The 15,361-nt window shown below is 65.0% G+C and carries 15 protein-coding genes; 9 read left to right on the top strand and 6 right to left on the bottom strand.

The window, feature by feature from the left end:
- Window positions 1-81: 81 nt before the first annotated feature.
- Window positions 82-813 carry an enoyl-CoA hydratase gene (locus tag GOSPT_RS22085; protein WP_039857043.1) on the bottom strand — a complete coding sequence of 244 codons (732 nt, stop codon included), beginning with the start codon at window positions 811-813 and terminating at the stop codon, window positions 82-84.
- 92 nt (window positions 814-905) lie between these two features.
- Between GOSPT_RS22085 and GOSPT_RS22080 the strand changes: the two genes are divergently transcribed.
- Genes GOSPT_RS22080 through GOSPT_RS22060 form a run of 5 tightly spaced genes read left to right on the top strand, consistent with a single transcriptional unit; the run spans window position 906 to window position 5,228 of the window.
- A complete protein-coding gene (locus GOSPT_RS22080) occupies window positions 906-2,075 on the top strand; it encodes an NAD(P)-binding domain-containing protein (protein ID WP_085941966.1) in 1,170 nt (389 codons plus the stop codon).
- 32 nt (window positions 2,076-2,107) lie between these two features.
- Window positions 2,108-2,452: a helix-turn-helix transcriptional regulator gene (locus GOSPT_RS22075; protein ID WP_005209301.1), complete on the top strand. Its 345-nt coding sequence runs from the start codon at window positions 2,108-2,110 to the stop codon at window positions 2,450-2,452.
- A 3-nt stretch (window positions 2,453-2,455) separates the two neighbouring features.
- Entirely contained in the window at window positions 2,456-3,103 is a 648-nt protein-coding gene (locus GOSPT_RS22070; RefSeq protein WP_005209299.1) for a hypothetical protein, read from the top strand.
- Complete coding sequence (locus GOSPT_RS22065; RefSeq protein WP_005209297.1) at window positions 3,100-4,002, top strand: ABC transporter ATP-binding protein; 903 nt, start codon at window positions 3,100-3,102, stop codon at window positions 4,000-4,002. The genes GOSPT_RS22070 and GOSPT_RS22065 overlap by 4 nt, the downstream gene beginning before the upstream one ends.
- Window positions 3,999-5,228: an ABC transporter permease gene (locus tag GOSPT_RS22060; RefSeq protein WP_005209296.1), complete on the top strand. Its 1,230-nt coding sequence runs from the start codon at window positions 3,999-4,001 to the stop codon at window positions 5,226-5,228. Before GOSPT_RS22065 ends, GOSPT_RS22060 begins: the two co-directional genes overlap by 4 nt.
- A gap of 410 nt (window positions 5,229-5,638) precedes the next feature.
- Here GOSPT_RS22060 and GOSPT_RS22055 read toward each other — a convergent pair whose 3' ends face one another.
- On the bottom strand, window positions 5,639-7,099 hold the full coding sequence (locus GOSPT_RS22055; RefSeq protein ID WP_005209295.1) for an MFS transporter: 1,461 nt from the start codon (window positions 7,097-7,099) through the stop codon (window positions 5,639-5,641).
- Window positions 7,100-7,227: 128 nt separating this feature from the next.
- Here GOSPT_RS22055 and GOSPT_RS22050 point away from each other — a divergent pair, with 128 nt between their 5' ends.
- Window positions 7,228-8,310, top strand: a complete 1,083-nt coding sequence (locus GOSPT_RS22050; RefSeq protein WP_039857049.1) for an Lrp/AsnC family transcriptional regulator — start codon at window positions 7,228-7,230, stop codon at window positions 8,308-8,310.
- On the opposite strand, the gene GOSPT_RS22045 is transcribed toward GOSPT_RS22050, so the two are convergent.
- The 4 genes from GOSPT_RS22045 to GOSPT_RS22030 all read right to left on the bottom strand — a co-directional run bounded on the left by GOSPT_RS22045 (window position 8,262) and on the right by GOSPT_RS22030 (window position 12,450).
- Window positions 8,262-9,545, bottom strand: coding sequence for a cryptochrome/photolyase family protein (locus tag GOSPT_RS22045; protein WP_039857048.1), 1,284 nt, complete (start codon window positions 9,543-9,545; stop codon window positions 8,262-8,264). The genes GOSPT_RS22050 and GOSPT_RS22045 overlap by 49 nt on opposite strands.
- 60 nt (window positions 9,546-9,605) lie before the next feature.
- Window positions 9,606-9,974, bottom strand: coding sequence for an FKBP-type peptidyl-prolyl cis-trans isomerase (locus GOSPT_RS22040; RefSeq protein WP_005209292.1), 369 nt, complete (start codon window positions 9,972-9,974; stop codon window positions 9,606-9,608).
- 46 nt (window positions 9,975-10,020) lie between these two features.
- Window positions 10,021-11,343 carry a citrate synthase gene (locus GOSPT_RS22035; RefSeq protein ID WP_005209290.1) on the bottom strand — a complete coding sequence of 441 codons (1,323 nt, stop codon included), beginning with the start codon at window positions 11,341-11,343 and terminating at the stop codon, window positions 10,021-10,023.
- A 162-nt stretch (window positions 11,344-11,505) separates the two neighbouring features.
- The gene (locus GOSPT_RS22030) at window positions 11,506-12,450 is read right to left on the bottom strand and encodes a carbohydrate kinase family protein (protein WP_005209289.1); all 945 of its coding nucleotides are present in this window, start codon (window positions 12,448-12,450) and stop codon (window positions 11,506-11,508) included.
- A 73-nt stretch (window positions 12,451-12,523) separates the two neighbouring features.
- Here GOSPT_RS22030 and GOSPT_RS22025 point away from each other — a divergent pair, with 73 nt between their 5' ends.
- Genes GOSPT_RS22025 through GOSPT_RS22015 form a run of 3 tightly spaced genes read left to right on the top strand, consistent with a single transcriptional unit; the run spans window position 12,524 to window position 15,236 of the window.
- Complete coding sequence (locus GOSPT_RS22025) at window positions 12,524-13,237, top strand: 5-oxoprolinase subunit B family protein (RefSeq protein ID WP_005209287.1); 714 nt, start codon at window positions 12,524-12,526, stop codon at window positions 13,235-13,237.
- The gene (locus GOSPT_RS22020; RefSeq protein WP_005209284.1) at window positions 13,234-14,106 is read left to right on the top strand and encodes a 5-oxoprolinase subunit C family protein; all 873 of its coding nucleotides are present in this window, start codon (window positions 13,234-13,236) and stop codon (window positions 14,104-14,106) included. Before GOSPT_RS22025 ends, GOSPT_RS22020 begins: the two co-directional genes overlap by 4 nt.
- A gap of 53 nt (window positions 14,107-14,159) precedes the next feature.
- The gene (locus GOSPT_RS22015; RefSeq protein WP_005209283.1) at window positions 14,160-15,236 is read left to right on the top strand and encodes an oxygenase MpaB family protein; all 1,077 of its coding nucleotides are present in this window, start codon (window positions 14,160-14,162) and stop codon (window positions 15,234-15,236) included.
- Window positions 15,237-15,361: the final 125 nt, after the last annotated feature.

The raw sequence follows: 15,361 nt of genomic DNA, 5'->3' as shown, positions 1-15,361 counted from the left end.
AGGAAAACTAGACATCCCAGCCACGACCGTTCGACGATGCGCCCGCAGACGCACCGTCGACGACGAAAAGTGTTGTCCGATCTACTTTCCCGTGAACTCCGGCTTTCTCTTCTCGGAGCGGGCGGCGCGCCCCTCGAGCAGGTCTTCGCTTTCCCACGCGCGACGCATCGCGGCCTGACGGTCGGCGGGGGCGTCGTTGCGCGCGCCGTCGCCGTTGAGTACCAACTTGTAGTGCTGCAGAGTCAAGGGTGCGAGATCGGCGATGGTCGCCGCCCAGTGCTGGGCGTCGGTGAGGTCGCCGATGCGATTGGCGAAGCCGAGCGCGTGCGCGCGGTCGGCCGACAACGGATCGCAGCCGATCAACATGCCGCGTGCCTGACCGGCGCCCACAAGCGAGACGAGGCGTCGAATTGTCCACTCGTCAACGGCAACACCGAGTTTCGCTGCCGGGATACCCGCAAGTGCGTCGGGAGCCATCACCCGAAGGTCGGCCGCCATTGCCAATTGCAGTCCCGCGCCGAGTGCCGAACCGTTGAGTGCAGCGATCACGGGCACGGGCACCGACTCGATCTCGCGCAGCTTGGCGATGAGCTTCTCGAGGAACGCGGGGTCGTAGACGGGGCCGGACAGGTCGGCACCCGCGCTGAATACACTGCCGCGGCCGGTGACCACGATTGCCCTGCTGCCCGCGTCGACGGCGTCGGCGAAAGCCTTCGCGAGACCGTCGACCATGTCCTCGTTGAGTGCGTTGCGCTTGTCCTGGCGATCGAGCTCAATCGTCGTCACCGAACCTTCTGCATGCGAGTGGATCATGCAGGAGAGACTACCCAGCCCTGCCGTTTTCCGGCGGGCACACTGGAGAGGTGTCGAGTCCGTCGCTGTCCTCCGAGTCCGCAATCCCCGATGTGCATGAGTCCGTCGCGCAGGAACCCGACGCGTTCAGCGATGTCCTCGTCATCGGTGGCGGCCAGGCGGGACTGTCGGCGGCCTACTTTCTGCAACGCTTCGGCCTCGGCGACCGCTACCAATTGCTCGACCATTCCCCGCGCCCCGGCGGTGCGTGGCAGTTCCGATGGCCGACGCTGACGCTGTCGGGCACCAACCGTGTGCACGACCTACCCGGATACGGGCTTGCTGAAGCGGTGGGTATCGACCGCGGCGAGTTCCCTGCGTCGTCTGTGGTTCCCGAGTATTTCGCGAAGTACGAGAACAGGTTCGGGCTACGGGTGCGTCGACCCGTCGACGTACGTTCCGTCGAACGTGACGGCGAAGGGTTCCGGGTGACGCTCGGTGGTCGACTCCGCGGACGAGAGATCGCCGCGCGCACACTCATCAATGCCACCGGAACGTGGGAAAGGCCGTTCATCCCCCACATACCCGGAGCTGCAGACTTTCGCGGCAGGCAACTGCACACGCACGACTACACCGGCCCCGAGGAGTTCGCCGGTCAGCGCGTACTGGTCGTCGGCGCGGGCATCTCGGCGGTTCAGCTTCTGATCGAGATCGCTCGACGCGCCCCCGGCGTCCAGACATTCTGGTGCTCGCGCACCGAACCGCGCTTCGATTCGAATCCCTTCTCACCCGAACTCGGTCGCCAAGCCGTGGCGCGCGTCGAACGTCGGGTTCGCGCGGGACTACCGCCGACGTCGGTGGTCTCGGTGACCGGACTCGCACTGACACCGACCATCGAAGCGGCGCAGCGAGACGGAATCCTCGACAACTGGCGACCGATGTTCACCCGCATCACCGAGACCGGCGTGTGCTGGGACTGTACTGGCGGGGCCGACGGCGATCGCGCGAATGGCGGCAGCCCGGTGGCTGCGGGCGAACAGCTCGACGTCGACGTCATCTTCTGGAACACCGGATTCCGAAGTGCGCTCGATCATCTGTCACCTCTCCATCTGCGCGGACCGGGAGGCGGAATCGTCATGACCGGACGCCTCGCCACCACCGTTGCAGACGACCCACGCATCCAATTGCTCGGCTACGGACCATCGGCGTCGACGATCGGCGCCAACCGCGCGGGTCGTGAGGCAGCGCGCAACGTTGTGGAGATTCTCGACGCCCAACCTTGACAAGTTGTTGTGTTTTCCCAACACTATGTAGTGTGAGTCCAGTACGGCGGGGAGAAAAGCTCCCCATCTACAACCGCATCGGAGTTCTACGCGCCGAGCGGCGGATGTCGCGTGCCGACCTGGCAGCACTCGTCGGCATCAACGTCCAATCCGTCGGTGCGCTCGAGCGCGGCGACAACTACCCGAGCCTCGACCTCGCGTTTCGCATCTGCGACGTCTTTGACCTCCCCGTAGAAGCGGTGTTCAGTCGCACCGAGTTCTCGGCGATGTCGGCCGAGCTCTATGGCAGGCCCGCGGGTCGCGCGCAGGAAAGTTCGGCAGATACATCCACTGCAACTCCATCCACGTCCACTCCACACACGTCCACGGAGGTGTGACCGATGCACGATCCCAACTCGGCAATCCCCGACGAGGCCAAACCCGCGGTATGGCTGCGCTACGACGAGTGGCGCGGCGAGCGACATCGACGGTTCAACGAGCGTCACGCGCATCGGCTGATCGGTTGGCGCAGGAGAAAGGTCTACCGACGTCTCGTGGTCGCGCAAGGCCTGTGTGTGCTGCTTGTCGTTGTCGGTGCGCTCGTGGCCTTCGTGTCACGACAGTGGTTCGTCATACCCCTCGCGGCAGGCATCGTCGGTGCGCTCATCTGCCAACGCCTGGTGCGGATCGTCACCGGTTCCATCGGGGATGCACCGGTCTCCGCACTCGATGAAATTCAACTGGCGCAGCGCAATTCGGCTCGATCGATTGCGTACTTCACGCTGTTCATGCTGATGTTCATTCCCTACGTGCTCCTCGTCGTCCTCGGCGGGTTCGACGAGGTGAAAGGCCAGTACGTCTACGGCACCGGCATGCTGCTGATCGCTCTCGTCCTCGTCGCCGCGTTCATCCCGTCGATGCTGACCGCGTGGTGGATGGGCGACGCCGACCCCGAGGATCTCGAAGTCTCGTACGCCAGTCCCGAGACCGTCACTGATCCCAAGAACATCACCAACTCGAAGGCCAACACGGGAAGGAACCCGTCATGAACGCAGGAGCGCTCACCGTAGACGGACTGTCCAAACGATATGGCGACGTGGTCGCCCTTGATGACATGACATTCACCGTCGCACCCGGAGAGATCTTCGGCTTCGTCGGCAGTAATGGCGCAGGCAAGTCGACGACGATGCGCATCATTCTCGGTGTGCTCGAACCGGATTCGGGTCGGGTGACACTCGGTGAAGCGCCGATCGATCTCAGCACGCGGCGTCGAATCGGGTACATGCCGGAGGAGCGTGGGCTCTATCCCAAGATGAAGGTCGGCGAGCAGCTGGTGTTCCTCGCGCGTCTTCACGGAATGAGTGCCGACCAGGCCACCGAGAGTGCACGGCGCTGGACCCAGCGACTCGGCGTCGACGAACGATACGACGACAACGTCGCCGACCTCTCGCTCGGCAACCAGCAACGCGTACAGCTCGCCGCGGCGCTGGTCCACGATCCGGACGTACTCGTCCTCGACGAGCCGTTCTCGGGCCTCGACCCGGTGGCCGTCGACGTGATGAGTGATGTTCTGAAAGAGAAAGCGGCCGAAGGCATTCCGGTGATCTTCTCGTCGCATCAGCTCGATCTGGTGCAGCGATTGTGTGATCGGGTCGGCATCGTCGTCAAGGGCAGAATGCGTGCGCTCGGCGCCGTCGACGATCTCCGGACGCGTGCTGGCGTGATCCTCGAGGTCGACGGTCCTGAGTCGACGACCCGCTGGGCCGACGACTGCCCGGGAGTGCTGGAAGCCGAATACCAGCCGGGCGGTGCGCGGCTGCGCGTCGACCCGACGACGCTCGACGACCAGGCAGTACTCAATCGCGCATTGACACACGGGCCGGTACACCGCTTCGCGCGGACAACACCCGACCTGACCGAACTCTTCCGAGAGGTGGTGACGGCATGACCTCCCACAATTCCACTGGTAACACAACGTCCACCGGCGCGAGTGCGCTGCAGTCGATTCGCCTTGTGGCACAGCGCGAAATCGCCACGCGTGCCAAGACGCGATCCTTCATCATCAGCACCGTCGTGTTGATGCTCGTAATCGTCGGCGGGCTGATCGTCTGGAAGGCGATCTCCGGTGGCGGAACCGACCCGGAGCGTGTCGGCATCGCGGGCGACAGTTCGCTGTCGACGACGATCGGCCAGGTGGGCGAGGCCAGCGGCACGCCGATCACCGTCGTATCAATCGCTTCTGGTCCGGATGCGTTATCGCAGGCGCGCAGCAGCGTCGAATCTGGTGATCTCGATGCTGCGGTGGTGCGGGGTTCCGGTGAGTCGTATGCGATCGTCAGCAAGACGGGGTTGTCGGACTCGCTGTCGGGCGTGTTGCGCGGCTCGATCCAGCAGCACGAGTTGGCACAGGGTCTCGCTGCCCGCGGTGTCGACGCGGCAGCGCTGCCTGCACCGACGATCACCACCGTCCAAACCACCCCGGACAAGCCTGACAAGGCGCAGCGGATCGTGATCGCGCTCGTCGGTGCGATTCTACTCATCACAGCGATCATGTTGGGCGGCAACATGATTGCCGTGGGTGTTGTGGAAGAGAAGACGTCGCGGATCGTCGAGCTGCTGTTGGCGACGGTCAAGCCGCTGCACCTGATGTGGGGCAAGATCCTGGGGATCGGTGCTGTCGCACTCGGGCAGGTGGTGATACTCGGCCTGACCGCTCTGATCGCGGGGATCGCCACCGGGATGTTGACGATCGCCGGTACCGCGATCTGGATGTTCCTCGCGGTGCTGGTGTGGTTCCTACTCGGATACCTGTTCTTCGCGACGCTGTATGCCGCTGCGGGAGCACTGGTTTCGCGCCAGGAAGAACTTGGTTCGACGATCATGCCGCTCACCGTGCTGTCGATGGCCGTGATGTACGCGGGGATCTTCGGCGTGCAGTCGCTGCAGTCGACGTTCATCGAAGTGTTGACGTGGATTCCGCCGTTCTCGGCCGTACTGATGCCGATCCGGATCGCCACCGGCGACACCAACGCCATGCAGATCGTGGTCACGCTGATCCTGATGATTCTGGCCTGCGCCGCCGCGACCTGGTTCGCCGCGCGCATCTACCAGCGCTCGATCCTGCGCACCGGCAGCCGCGTCAAGTGGTCCGAAGTGCTCTCGATGGCGCGCTAGGGGCCGGGGCCTCGGGCTGAACGCATCGGGTCCGGAGCCGGGGACGCGCAGAAAGTAGGGGAAGAAACCCTTCCCCGAGAAACCGACCTCTCCTCGAGAAACAACACGAGCAAAGGCACGAAACCCGGGGAAAGATCTCTTCCCCGGGTTTCTGCCGGCCGGGTGAGGCCGCGAACCAGCACCCGAGCCCCGGCCGCGCCGAAAGTCGGGGAAGGACGCCGCAGAGTCGTCCACCCCGAGCCTCACAGCCCCCCTGGCCGCGCAAAAAGTAGGGGAAGAAACTCTTCCCCGAGAAACCGACCTCTCCTCGAGAAACAACACGAGCAAAGGCACGAAACCCGGGAAAGATCTCTTCCCCGGGTTTCTGCCGGCCGGGTGAGGCCGCGCACGCCGCCCCACCTCGTGCGACCTCAGGCCGGGGCCGACACCTCGGCGCCCTCGCTCGACGTGTCGCCGCCCTCGGTAGTCGGGGCAGGGCCGTGCGGCACGAAGTCGCGGCTGCGGATCAGCACCAGCGCGGCAAGGCCGCCAACAACGGCGACAGCGCCGCTGATCCAGAACAACGTGTTGAGGGCGTCGGCGTAGGCGGCGTGCTTGCCGCCGGCGGGGTTCTCGCGAAACGACGAGCTCAGCTTCGAGCTGAAGGCGGTGCCGTAGACCGCGATGCCGACGGCGATGCCGATCTGGCGGAACGTGGTGTTGATGCCCGACGCCATACCGGAGCGGTGCACATCGACAACGCCGACGGCGGTCGCGGCGAGCGGTGGGTTGACCAGTCCGCTGCCGATACCGGCGACGATCAGTCCCGGGATCAGATGCGTCCACGACGAGTTCTGGTCGAGTCCGGCCATCACGAACAGTCCGACGCCGACGATGATCAGGCCGGGCCCGATCAGCCAACGCACCGGCACCTTCTCCGACAGTCGACCGGCGATCGTGGCGCTCACCATCGTGCAGCCGGACATCACGAGCAGACGCAGACCGGTCTGCAGTGCGGAGTACTCGAGTCCGTCCTGCAGGTAGAGCACCACGTACAGCAGCATCGCGAACAGTGAGCCGTTCATGGCGAATGCGGCGATCAGTCCGCCGGTGAAGGTCGGGATACGCAGCAGCGAGAGGTCGAACATCGGCTCGTCGACCCGCAACTCGATGACGACGAATACCACCAACAGCACCACGGCGGCGATGAACGAGCCGACCACGACGCCGTCGCCCCACGAACGCTGCCCCGCTTCGGTGAAGCCGTACACCAGCGCGACGAGTCCCGCGGTGAACGCGATGACACCGGGCCAGTCGATCCGACGTGCATGGGGCGAGCGCGACTCGTCGACCATCTTCCAGGTGATGAGCAGCGCGACGATACCGATGGGCAGGTTGACCAGGAAGATGGCCCGCCAACTGACGCCGGTGGTCAGCACGCCGCCGAGGATGGGGCCGAGAGCCGTCGACACACCCGTGACCGCTCCCCACGCACCGAACGCGACGCCGCGCTCGCGACCGTGGAAGGTCGACGCCAGCAGCGCGAGCGACGTCGAGAACAGTGCCGCACCACCGATGCCCTGCAGTGCGCGGGAGATGATCAGCATGACCGGATCCTGGGCGACGCCGCAGAGCAGCGAGCCGACTGTGAAGATCACCAGTCCGATCGAGAAGATCCGCCGTCTACCGAACCTGTCGGCGATCGACCCCGACGTCAGCAGCAAGGACGCCAGAGCGAGCGCATACGCGTCGGTGACCCACTGCAACTGACTGAAACTCGCGCCGAGTGCCGTCTTGATGTCAGGGAGAGCGACGACGACGATCGTCACGTCGAGCAGCAACATGAAAGTCGCTGCGCAGACGACGACAAGCGTCCACCATTTACGTTCCATGAGTTGAGTCCCTTTCGAGAAGTTCGCCCGAAATCCGTGCATCAGCGCACGTCAGGCCGCATGACACAAGTGTGATCTCGCATCGCCGGCCAGTCGCCAGGAAACCCCAACTACGTAAAATCATGGACATGGGAGCGACGACATCGCCGGAATCCTCCATTCTGGACAGCCTCGACACGAGAATCGCTCGCGCGATCCAACTGTCGCCGCGGGCGTCGTTCCGCGAGATCGCCGATGTCCTGGGTGTGGCCGAACAGACGATCGCCCGACGCTACCGGCGCCTACGCCGCGACGGTCTGTTGCGGGTCACCATGGCGACCGATCCACGCGCGCTGGGCAATTCGACGTGGCTCGTGCGGGTACGGTGTCGCCCGGAAGGAGCCGACGCCATCGCCGCAGCACTCGCGGCACGGGACGACGTCTCGTGGGTGTCGATCTACGAAGCGGGCTGGGAGATCGTCTTCAACCTGCGCGCTGCGCAACCGTACGGCGGAACGGAACTACTAACCCGCACACTTCCCAAGGCCGCACCCGTCCTCGATGTGCGACCCGCTGCTGTGCTGCACACGTATGTCGGTGGTGCACCAACGGATTGGGAGGGCTGGCACGATGCACTCTCACGATCGGAAGCGGATGCGCTTGCCGCGACGAGGATTCCACGCGGACCCGCGGGCGGGGCGTCGTCGACGACCATCGATCGCACCGATCGCGCGATTATCGACATACTGACCCGCGACGGCCGCACGTCGTACACCGACCTCGCGCGAGCAGTGGGTTCGACGCCCGGCAAGGTCACCCGACGCGTCGAACAACTCGTCTGGTCGGGTATCGCCTATTTCGACGTCGATCTTGCCGCTGCCGCGATGGGACGGGACGCCGTCGCGATCTGGCTGACGGTTCAGCCCGGACATCTGGCTTCGGTGGGCGAGGCATTGGCGTCACACCCCGACGTTCCGTTCGCGGTCGCCGTCACCGGTCCGGCCAACCTGTCGGCCAGCGTCATGGTGCACGACACCGACGAGCTGTACTCGTTTGTCACCGATGTCCTCGGGCGCCTCGACGGGATCACCTCGTACGAATTGCTCCCGCTACTCTCGCGCGTCAAGAACGCGGGTTCGCTCGTGAGCGGGGATCGCCTTGCGCCATCGAGGGTTTCGGCGTCTCAGAGCTCGCCAAAGCGTCGAAGTGCCTCTTCGCGTTCGGCTTTGTGATCGACGATCGGTTCCGGGTAGTCGTCGGTGTCGAATTCGGGAATCCAGCGTCGAATGTAGTCGCCGTCGGGATCGAACTTCTTGGCCTGCGTCTCCGGGTTGAACACCCGAAAGTACGGTGCCGCATCGGTTCCCGTGCCCGCGGCCCACTGCCACCCGTGCTGATTCGACGCCATATCGCCGTCGGTGAGTTGGTCGAGGAACCACTTCGCACCCCACCACCACGGCAGGTGCAGATCTTTCACCAGAAACGACGCGGCGATCATGCGCACCCGGTTGTGCATGAATCCCGTCTCGCTCAGTTGGCGCATCCCCGCGTCGACGAGCGGGAAGCCGGTTCGTCCCTCACGCCAAGCGTCGAAGTGCTTCTCGGCGGACTTTCCGGTATCGAGTGCGATGTCGTCGAACTGGTCATTCCAGTTGTGCCACAGACTCTTTGGCCAGTTGTAGAGCACATCGGCGTAGAAGTCGCGGAATGCCAGCTCCCGCAAATATGCCTGCGCCGACTGCGACCTACCGAGGTCGGCGGCCATCGTGCGCGGGTGGATGTTGCCGAACTTCAGATACGCCGACATCCTGCTCGACACGTCGAGATCTGGCCTGTCCCTGTCGGACTCGTAGCCCGACAGGTCGTCGTCGACAAAGGTGCGCCACCGCTCGAGTGCCGCGTCTTCACCGGCAGGCAGGTCCAGCGTCGTGGGTGCCGCCGGAATCCTGATACGACCGGAGGGGTGAATGTCGCTGGGATTCAGGATGTTCGACGGCGCTTCGGTCTTTGCCGGCGCACGCCAACCGTGGTCGCGCCATGCTCGGAAGAACGGCGTGAAGACCTTGTACGGTGTGCCGTCGGACTTCGTCACCCTCCCCGGCGAGACAAGGTAGGGCGAGCCGACGGGTTGCCACGTCGCGCCGGATTCTTCGAGTGCAGTGACGACGGCATCGTCTCGACGTCGCCCGAACGGCGAGAAGTCCTCGCTCACATGCACCGAACCCGCTCCGACGGCGTCGACCAGTCGTGGGATCTCCTCGTCGGGGCGTCCACGCACGACGAGGAGTTTGCCGTCGAGCTTGGCGTCGAGTTCGCGTAGCGAGTCGTAGAGAAAGGCGAGTCGTCGCTCGCCTGAAGAGGATTCGAGACGTGGGTCGAGCACGAAGCAGACGAGAACCTCGCGATTGCCGTCGCCGATCGCTTCGCCCAGTGCCGGGAGATCCCCTAGTCGCAGATCACGCCGCAGCCAGCACAACGCCGGTGCATCGACATCCGATGCACCGGCGTTGTTGCGTTGCGAGGCGATCTAGCCCACACCCAGCAGGTCGATGACGAAGACCAGTGTCCGTCCGGACAACCGGTGGCCCGCACCCTCCGGCCCGTAGGCCAGCGCGGGTGGCACGGTGAGGCGACGACGACCGCCGACCTTCATGCCCGGGATTCCCTGCTGCCAGCCGGGGATCAGCCGATCGAGCGGGAAGTTGGCCGACTGACCACGGTCCCACGACGAGTCGAACTCTTCACCCGACTCGAAGTCGACGCCGACGTAATGCACGTCGACGACGTCGCTCGGCTTTGCCTCATCGCCGTCGCCGACGATGATGTCTGCGATCACCAGCTCACTGGGAGCGGGACCCTCTTGGAACTCGACTTCTGGCTTCTCGGTACTGGTCACGGGACTCTCCTTTGAGTCGGCTGGTGGTCAGGTCGAAGCGTCGAACTCAGCGGTCGCCCATCGTGACGTAGTCACGCTCTGGGTAACCGGTGTAGAGCTGACGCGGTCGGCCGATCTTGGTCGCGGGATCTGTGTTCATCTCACGCCAGTGCGCGATCCAACCCGGCAGACGTCCGAGTGCGAAGAGCACCGTGAACATGCGGGTCGGGAAGCCCATGGCCCGGTAGATGACGCCGGTGTAGAAGTCGACGTTCGGGTAGAGCTTGCGCGAGATGAAGTAGTCGTCGTTGAGGGCGACTTCTTCGAGTCCCTTGGCGATATCGAGCAGATCGTCCTGGACGCCGAGCGATTCGAGGATCGTGTCGGCGGTCTTCTTCACGATCGCTGCGCGCGGATCGTAGTTCTTGTAGACGCGGTGTCCGAAGCCCATGAGCTTCACACCGTCTTCCTTGTTCTTGACCTTGGTCATGAACGCCTTGGTGTCGCCACCGGAAGCCTTGATGTCTTCGAGCATCTCGAGCACGGCCTGGTTGGCGCCACCGTGCAGCGGGCCCCAGAGTGCGTTGATGCCGCCCGAGATGGACGTGAAGAGGTTGGCCTGCGATGAACCGACCAAACGCACGGTCGACGTCGAGCAGTTCTGCTCGTGGTCGGCGTGCAGGATGAACAGCATGTCGAGGGCCTTGGCGACCTCGGGGTTGACCACGTAAGGCTCGGCCGGGAAGCCGAAGGTCATGCGCAGGAAGTTCTCGACCAGCGACAGCGAGTTGTCGGGGTAGAGGAACGGCTGACCCGCCGACTTCTTGTAGGCGTAGGCCGCGATCGTCGGCAGCTTGGCGAGCAGACGGATCGTCGACAGTTCGACCTGCTCGGGGTCCTTGGGATCGAGCGAGTCCTGGTAGTAGGCACTCAGTGCGTTGACTGCGCTCGACAGCACCGGCATCGGGTGTGCGTTGCGCGGGAAGCCGTCGAAGAATCGCTTGAGATCCTCGTGCAGCAGGGTGTGCCGCTGGATCTTGTTGTTGAACTCTTCGAGCTGGCTCGGAGTCGGCAACTCGCCGTAGATCAGCAGGTAGCTGACCTCGATGAAGGTCGACTTCTCTGCCAGTTGGTCGATCGGGATACCCCGGTAGCGCAGAATGCCTGCTTCTCCGTCGATGTAGGTGATCGCGGATTTGCAGGCTGCGGTGTTGACAAAGCCGCCGTCGAACGTCGTGAGATTCGTTTCTGCGAGGAACTTGCCCAGCGCAACCGAATCACTGCCCGCGGTGGCCTTGAGAATGGGAAGCTCGAGCTGCCCACCGGGGTAGATGAACGTCGACGAGGCGGTATCCGATGCCGAGTCGGCGGGAGCTGTTTCAGCGGACACTCCAAAACCCCTTTACTCAGGTATGAGACCCACAGGTACATGTGACGCACTGTGAGTCGGACTCTCCGTTACTAAACGTAGTCGGTTATCGACATGCGCGCCCACGGAGGGTGCATTGACGTTGGTCAACCGTAGCCGAATACCGCCTGACCTGCGCCTTGATCACGGGGCATCGAGCTCGCTCGCCCACGGAGGGTCGGCTCCGGGACGCGAAACGGTCACCGCGGCGACTCGTGCCGCATAGTCCGCGGCTCGTAGCCAGTAGTCGGCGTCGCGCGACCGCACTGCGGATGCGGACAAATCACCCGACTCGTCGAAGAAGTGGAGTAACCCTCCGAGCACACTGTCGCCCGCCCCGATCGTGTCGACGACGGTGGTCTCCGGAGCCTGCGCCAGCACAGTGAATTCGCTTGTGCGAACGGAGATTCCGTCGGCTCCATGGGTGATCACGACGGCCCCCGCGCCCTCGCGAAGCCAGTCGTCGACCGACGAGCCGTCGGCTCCGTCGCCGAGCCAGTCGACGTCTTCGTCGGACAGTTTGAGGACGTCGATCATGGGTACCCAGTCCAGGAATCGTCGGCGGTAGACGTCGGGTTCGTCGATCACGGAGGGTCGGATGTTCGGGTCGAGCGCGACGAGACGCCCGGCGTCGTGAGCTCGACGCATCACCAGCTCGTAGACGCTCGCACCCGGCTCGAGGACCATGGACAACGTTCCGAAGCACGCCGCGGAGACGGTCGCGGCGAAGTCGCCGGGCTCGGAGACCAGGCGGTCGGCGGTGCCCTCCACATAGAAGGAGTAGTGCGCTGCGCCGTCGGAGCCGATCGTGGCCAGTGCGAGCGACGTGGGTTCGGAGCGACGTTGGACCAGCGTGGTGCCGACACCCCCGGCACTCAGAGCAGCCACGATGGCGTCGCCGTAGGTGTCAGTGGAGACCGCGGAGCAGAACGAGACGGCACTACCGAGCCTGCCGAGGGTGATCGCGACGTTGAACGGTCCGCCGCCGAGTGCCGGCTGCAACGGTGGCAGGTGCGACGGATCGGGGCCAGGAGCCGTCGTGGACACCACGTCGACGAGCGCCTCACCGCAGACGACGATCTCTCTCACCGATCCGCTCCCATGCGTGTCACGCGCCCAGTGTGCCATCCGGACGAGGCCGTCGACGGTAGATTCGATCGGTATGCAGGAGTTACCCGCCGGCCCCGATGCGGTGCTTCTCGACTTCGCCGACTCCGACGACCCGGCACACGCGGTGCTCACATCGGCGACCGCATTGCGGGCCGCGATTGCCGACGGTCGTCTCGTGGCCACCGAGGACGTGGTGCCGAGTGCGTCGTCAATTCTGGTGCAGGGCAAGACAGGTGGCGGTGCGGATGTCCTCGGCATTCATCGCGCGCTGCGGTTCGGGACCGCCGGAATCGACGTTGCGGAGTCGACGCAGCAACCCGTGGAGATACCGGTTCACTACGACGGCGACGACCTCGACGACGTCGCCAGCGCACTCGGCATGAGTGTCGACGCGGTGATCGCGGCGCATCGGGGCACTGAGTGGATCGTCCAGTTCATGGGTTTCGCACCGGGTTTCGGCTATCTGGTACCCGCTTTCGACGCCGCCGACACCGACCTCGCCGGACTGCTGAACCTCCCCCGACGGCCACACGCCCGTACCCGAGTGCCGACCGGGTCGGTGGCGATCGCCGCCGGATACAGCGCGGTGTATCCACGTGACAGCCCCGGAGGCTGGAACCTGCTGGGGCGCACCAGAATCAGCCTCTGGAACGAACACGACGACCCGCCGGCCATGCTCGCACCCGGTACCCGCGTCCGATTCGTCGACGCCGGCGTCCCCCGAGACCTTGCCGCCCGACCTGACGACGACACGGAGAACCGGTGACTCGCGTCGCGGTGATCGCCACCGGGCCGTTGGCGACGATCCAGGATCTCGGACGGCCCGGCTACCAACACCTCGGAGTGCCGAGATCGGGTGCCGCAGATCGAGTCGCGATGACACTTGCCAACCGCCTCGTCGGCAACTCCGAGGATGCCGCAACGATCGAAACCACACTCGGTGGCCTCGTGTTCCGTTGTGACACAGACACACTCGTGGCCGTCACGGGAGCCGACACTTCGGTCTCGGTCAACGGTGTTGCCGTCGGGATCAATTCGGCCGTCGTGGCCCGCGCCGGGGCGAATGTCGAGGTCGGCACGCCGCACTGGGGATGCCGCAACTACGTTGCCGCGCGAGGCGGATTCGACGTCGAGCCGTCGCTCGGATCGCGGTCGACCGACACACTCTCCGGAACCGGACCCGCTCCCCTGGCGCAGGGCGACGAGCTGATCGTCGGCGACGCACACCAGACGTGGCCCGCAACTCTGCATGCTCCGGCAGACACTCGACGGGCCGGCGTCGTCGAACTCACCACGTTTCCCGGCCCACGCGCTGATCGCCTCACCGAGCCGGGCCACCTCTTCGCGGGCACATGGGAGGTCACGCCCGCGAGCAATCGGGTCGGGGTACGCCTGCGACGTCGCGACGACGACACCGCGCCGACCCTGACACACCGCACAAACCTTCCCGAGATGCCCTCCGAGGGCGTGGCCCACGGCTCGGTGCAGGTTCCGCCTGCCGGCGAACCGGTGATCTTCCTCGCCGATCACCCCGTGACAGGCGGATATCCGGTCGTCGGCGTCCTGTCGGCGACGTCGGTCTCGGCCGCCGCGCAACTCGTCGCCGGCACGCTCGTCCGCTTTCGGCCGAGCTGATCACCGCCGCCCGGCGTTGACAGCGTCGTGAGACGCACCTAGGGTTTCGTCTCATGACGCACGTCACAGCCAACCCGTCGAGCTCGTCAACCGAAACGTCCGACGCCGTCGAGCGCGAGGCTGCGTCGACCGACACCCCACGCCGTTCCGAGTACCCGCATGTCGAGTACCCGCCGCTGGGCCCCGACTCCCTGACGTGGCAGGTGTGGGGAACCTGGACCGGGATGATCCAGGGCCTGTGGGCCGGGTCGATTCAGAACATGCACCCCAAGCTCGGGCAAGCCGTCTGGGATCACTCCGACTTCTTCGGCGAACGCTGGCAACGCCTCATGCGGTCGCTGTATCCGATCGGCGGAGTCGTCTTCGACGAGTACTGGGGCTTCGAGACCGGCACAGAGGTGCGTGACTATCACCGCGAGATCAAGGGCACCATGCCCGACGGCTCGCGCTATCACGCCCTCGACCCCGACGTCTTCTACTGGGCACACGCCACCTTCTGGTACGGCAACGTGCGCCTCTGCGAGAGGTTCGGTCCGTGGTTGAGCGAAGACCAGAAGCGGCAACTCTTCGAAGAATCGAAGAACTGGTACGCCATGTACGGCGTGAGCATGCGCCCGGTACCCGACACCTACGAAGACTTCCTCGAATACTGGGATCACATGTGCCGCAACGTGCTTCGCGACCACGAGTCGGTACGCACGGTCCTCGACATTTCGACGCTTCCCCCACCTCCGTACCTCTCGTTCCTCCCGACAGCGCTCTGGCGTCGCGTCATCGCCCCTGCGGTCGCCCGCAACTTCATCTGGCTCACCACGGGGTTCTACGACGAACCGATCCGCGAGATGATGGCACTCCCCTGGACCGACCGGGACGAGAGGCTGTTCCGTCTCCTCGGCAAGACCTACAACCTCGTGTTCCATCGGTTGCTGCCCCGGCGGCCGTGGCGACACCCCCGCGCACGCGATGCGTGGGACCGCGTGAACGGGCGCGTTGCCGCCGACGCACCGCTCGTCGAGACGCCGTCGCGCAACCTGCCGCCAGAATCCGAACGCGGCAAGTCGATGCACTATTGCCCCGTCCACGCGGCACGCACCGCAACCTATCCGGGCAGGGTCACCCCCGCCGACTAACGTTTGCGACGCGCAGTGGTCTCGACTCGGGTGCTCGCTGCGCTCGCGCCCGCTCGACCAGCGGGGGCTGCCGTTTCGCAGTCGGGCCCGGCCCGCTGGTCGGAGCCCCAACCCCGCTGATCGAG

Source organism: Gordonia sputi NBRC 100414, from assembly GCF_000248055.1.
Lineage (GTDB): Bacteria > Actinomycetota > Actinomycetes > Mycobacteriales > Mycobacteriaceae > Gordonia > Gordonia sputi.
This window is presented reverse-complemented; position numbering and strand designations above follow the sequence as displayed.